At 62.4% G+C, this 4,690-nt stretch carries 3 protein-coding genes; 2 read left to right on the top strand and 1 reads right to left on the bottom strand.

Going from position 1 to position 4,690, the window contains the following annotated elements:
- Positions 1 to 1,264: AtzE family amidohydrolase (locus NW863_RS11950; protein ID WP_414366597.1), on the top strand; the 1,264-nt coding region annotated here is incomplete at its 5' end.
- 296 nt (positions 1,265 to 1,560) lie between these two features.
- On the top strand, positions 1,561 to 2,358 hold the full coding sequence (locus tag NW863_RS11945) for a hypothetical protein (RefSeq protein WP_414366596.1): 798 nt from the start codon (positions 1,561 to 1,563) through the stop codon (positions 2,356 to 2,358).
- A gap of 1 nt (position 2,359) precedes the next feature.
- Here NW863_RS11945 and gcvP read toward each other — a convergent pair.
- Positions 2,360 to 4,690 (bottom strand): aminomethyl-transferring glycine dehydrogenase (gcvP, locus tag NW863_RS11940; RefSeq protein WP_414366595.1); only part of this gene is annotated, 2,331 nt, incomplete at its 5' end.

The following is a 4,690-nucleotide window of genomic DNA, read 5'->3' as shown; positions in this document are numbered from 1 at the left end:
TGCCTTTACAGCCGTGCTGGAAGCATCGGCCCTGCAGGCGGCGGAGCGGCTGGATCGACAGGTGGCCAAAGGGATCCCGGTGGGCCCCCTGGCGGGGGTGCCTTTTGCCGTCAAGAACCTCTTCGACGTGGCTGGCCTCACCACCCTGGCCGGTTCGGCGATCAACCGCGAGAACCCCCCGGCCACCCAAGATGCCACGGTGGTGGCCCGCCTCAAGCAGGCAGGGGCAATCCTGGTGGGCACCCTCAACATGGACGAGTACGCCTACGGCTTTGTAACCGAAAATAGCCACTACGGCCCCACCCGCAACCCCCACGATCTCAGCCGCAGTGCCGGCGGCTCTTCGGGTGGCTCGGCAGCAGCCGTGGCCGGGGGCTTGGTACCTCTCAGCCTGGGCAGCGACACCAACGGCTCGATTCGGGTGCCCGCCGCCTTGTGCGGCATCTACGGCCTCAAGCCCACCTATGGCCGTCTGTCGCGGGCAGGAGTAGCCCTGTTGGCTCCCAGTTTCGACCACGTGGGCCCCTTGGCCCGTTCGGTGGCCGATCTCGCCCTCAGCTTCGATGCCATGCAAGGGCCGGATCCCCAGGATCCCGTCTGCGCTCGCCGCCCTGCGGATCCCACCTTTGGGCAATTGGGGCAAGGGATCCAAGGCTTGCGCATTGCCGTGGCCGACGACTACTTCCTGCGGGGAGCAGAGCCCCACATCCTGGCCGGCGTGGAAAAAGTGGCCCAGGCCCTGGGAGCCCAGCAAACGGTGCGGATCCCGGAGGCCGAGCGCGCCCGCGCCGCTGCCTTCCTGATCACGGCTGCCGAGGGAGCCAACCTGCACCTGCATCACCTGCGAACTCGTCCCCACGACTTCGACCCGGCGACCCGGGATCGCCTTTTGGCTGGCGCTCTGCTGCCCGCCAGTTGGATCGTGCAGGCGCAGCGCTTTCGCCGCTGGTATCGCCAGCAGCTTCAGGCCCTCTTTCAAGAGATCGACCTGTTCATCGCCCCCACCACCCCCTGCTCTGCCCCCTTGCTTGGCCAAGAGAAGATGGTGATCGCTGGGGTGGAAGTCCTCACCCGGCCCAACCTGGGTCTCTACACCCAGCCCCTCTCGTTTGTCGGCCTGCCGGTGCTGTCGGTGCCGCTGCGCGAGGGCGGATCCCTGCCCTTTGGCGTGCAACTGGTGGCTGCCCCCTACCAAGAGGCCAACCTGTTGCGGGCCGCCGCCCATCTGGAAGCGCTGGGGATCCCGGAGGCGCAGCCTGCCTGAGCCAGCAGAGGCCCCCTTTTGAACTATACCTAGTGTTTCAATTTTGAATCTTTTGCTCCAGACGCTAAATGTGTGATCCCCTCGATGGGAGTAAAAATGTGCTGCTCTTAAGGGCCGTTTTTGCCAGAGAGTTTGAATCCTGTCGGGGCAGGACGTGAGCTGCTTGCCTAGAGAGAGGAAAATCTTAAAGTAAAATTAATCCCCCAGTTGTTGTAGCGAGTCACCTCTTTTCCGGGTTGGGTCGATAGAATGAACGGCATAAAATAGACACGGCAACCCCACCTGGACTCTATATCATGGATCACCCCACTTCTCTGGCCCAGCGCTACATGGAGGTATGCAAGGCTTACCTTGCGCTCAACGAAGCCTTTGCCAAATTGGATCAATCCTACAGCCGCCTGCAGGAGAGCTTCAGGGAAATTCTCGGCCTAGCCAAGAAGGCTTGGGTTCAACTGCCTATCCTACGACAGCAGGTCGAACAGTTACAGCAGTGCGTCGAACAGAGGGATCGCTTGATTCGTTCCCTGCGAGAAGAACTGCAGGAGAAAGAAGCTCGACTAGGCGAGCTAATTGCCAACTATGACCAAGTCTGTTACGACCTGGACTCTACCAAGGCAGATCTGTTGAGCGCTCAGGCGTTGATTGAAAAACTGAAAGCAGAAAATGCCCAACTTTTGGAACAGGTGAGTCGCCTCACCAGTTTGGAGGATGAATTGGCAAGCTTAACAGAACGGCTGAACCAAGCAGAGGCAGCCCGCCAAGCGTTGGAGGCCCGCAACCGTGAGCTGGAAGCAGCTCTGGGAGAGCGAGATCGGCAAATGGATAGCCTGCAAGGGCGGTTGGTGCAATTGGAGCGAGAGAACGCCTCGCTGAAGGCGCAACTGTCTCAGGTGGCTGACCTGCTTACCGAGGCCTCGATCGAGCTCCTGCAAGAAACGGAGAGGGCTGTTGAGGCCGATAAGGAGGTGCTGCCGCAGGTGCTGGCTTCGCTGCCAGAGACTGAGCGCCTTGTGCAAGAGACTAGGCGCCTTGTGCAAGAGGCCGAGCAGCTCATTCCCTCTTCCTCAGAGCTGGACCAGCCGCAGGCAGCTTAATTCAGCCTTCCAGCCAAGGTTGACAGCTGCACACCAGGTGACGATCCCCATAGGCGTTGTCGATGCGGCTGACGCTGGGCCAGAACTTGCGCTCCTTGACCCACGGGAGGGGATAGGCGGCTAGGGATCGAGGGTAGGGGCGATCCCAGTGATCGGCGGCCACTACCTCGGCGGTGTGGGGGGCAAGTTTAAGGGGATTGCGCACGGGATCCATCTCGCCCCGCTCAATGGCAGCAATCTCCTGGCGAATGGCAATCATTGCCTCGCAGAAGCGATCCAGCTCTTCTAGGGATTCGCTCTCAGTGGGTTCCACCATCATTGTCCCCGGCACTGGCCAGGAGATGGTGGGGGCGTGGAAGCCGTAGTCCATCAGCCGCTTGGCTACATCCTCGACCTCAATGCCGGCGCTTTTCTTGAGGGGGCGCAGATCCAGGATGCACTCGTGGGCCACCCATCCCCCTGGCCCTTTGTAGAGCACCGGGTAGTAGGGATCCAGCCGCTTGGCGATGTAATTGGCGTTGAGGAGGGCCACTTGGGTAGCTAGGGTAAGGCCGGCGGATCCCATGAGGCGGATGTAGGCCCAGGCAATGGGCAGGATGCTGGCGCTGCCCCAGGGGGCAGCACTGACCGGGCCGTTGCAACCAGGCAAAAACGGGTGACCGGGCAAATGCGGCAGGAGATGACGGGCAACGGCAATGGGCCCCACCCCCGGCCCGCCGCCGCCGTGGGGGATGCAGAAGGTCTTGTGTAGGTTGAGATGGCAGACATCGGCTCCCAGCTCCGCAGGACGGCAGAGGCCCACCTGGGCGTTGAGGTTGGCCCCATCCATGTACACCTGCCCCCCGGCCTCGTGGATTATCTGGCAAATCTCGCGGATCCCTTCCTCAAACACCCCATGGGTGGAGGGGTAAGTAATCATCAGGGCGGCCAGCCGTTCCCGGTGCTGCTCCACCTTGGCCCGCAGGTCTTCGAGGTCGATGTTGCCGGCCCTGTCGCAGGCTACGCTCACCACCTGCATCCCGGCCATGACAGCGCTGGCGGGGTTGGTGCCATGGGCGGAGGTGGGGATCAGGCACACCTGGCGCTGGCTTTCCCCGCGGGCCTGGTGGTAGCGACGAATGGCCAGCAAGCCGGCATATTCCCCCTGGGATCCGGCGTTGGGCTGGAGGGAGACGCCGGCAAAGCCCGTGATCTCTGCCAGCATTCGCTCCAACTGGGCAAAGAGGGTTTGATAGCCGCGAGCTTGTTCCAGAGGCGCAAAAGGATGGAGCTGGGCAAACTCCGGCCAGGTTATGGGCAGCATCTCGGCTGTGGCGTTTAGCTTCATGGTGCAGGAGCCCAAGGGGATCATGGAGTGGACAAGGGAGAGATCCCGGCTCTGCAGGCGGTGGATATAGCGCAGCAGCTCCGTTTCCGAGTGGTAGCGGTTAAACACCGGATGGATGAGGTAGGGGGTGGTGCGCAAGAGCTGAGGCGGCAGGCTTTGGTGGGGATCCGAACTCAGGCCTTCGGGATCCCAGGCTGGCTCCTTGGAGCCAGCGAAGATTTCCCAGAGATCGCGCAGATCTTGAGAGGTGGTGGCCTCGTCCACGCTGATCCCTAGAGTTGTCTCGTCGATCCGCCGCAGGTTGATGCGCCGCTGGGCGGCCCGCTTTTGGATCTGGCCGACCTGTTCGGGTGACTCTGCCTTCACCCAAAAGGTATCGAAGAAAGACTCTGGCCCCACCCTGTAGCCCAGATCCCGGATCCCGGCGGCCAGGTGATGGGCCTGGCGATGGATGCGTTCGGCAATTTGCCGCAGGCCGCGCGGGCCGTGATAGACGGCATACATGGAGGCCACCACCGCTAAGAGCACCTGGGCGGTGCAGATGTTGCTGGTGGCCTTGTCGCGGCGGATGTGCTGCTCCCGCGTTTGTAGGGCTAGGCGCAGGGCCGGCCTGCCCTGGGCATCTTGGGAGATCCCCACCAGCCGCCCCGGCAGCAGCCGTTTGTGGGCCTCGCGGGTGGCAAAGTAGGCAGCGTGGGGGCCGCCGTAGCCCAGGGGCACCCCAAAGCGCTGGGTGGATCCCACCACAATGTCCGCTCCCCACTCCCCTGGCGGTTGCAAGAGAGTCAGGCTGAGCAAGTCGGCGGCTACGGCCACCACCATCCCTCTTTGGTGAGCCTGCTCCACCAGGTCGCGGTAATCCCGGATCTCTCCATAGGTGTTGGGATACTGTAAGAGCACACCAAAGCCGTTCTCCAGCTCTAACTGAAAAGGATCCGCCACACGCACCTGGATCCCCAAGGGCTCTGCCCGCGTCTGCACGACGGCAATGGTCTGGGGATGGCA

This window comes from Synechococcus sp. B60.1 (genome assembly GCF_047462555.1).
In the GTDB taxonomy this organism is placed as follows: Bacteria; Cyanobacteriota; Cyanobacteriia; order Thermostichales; family Thermostichaceae; genus Thermostichus.
The sequence above is the reverse complement of the archived record's forward strand: the minus strand, read 5'-3'. Positions and strand labels throughout refer to the sequence as shown.

What these genes read in the sequence shown, in the direction of transcription:
- NW863_RS11945 (WP_414366596.1), top strand. Translation starts at nt 1,561, where the DNA reads ATGGATCACCCCACTTCTCTGGCCCAGCGCTACATGGAGGTATGCAAG.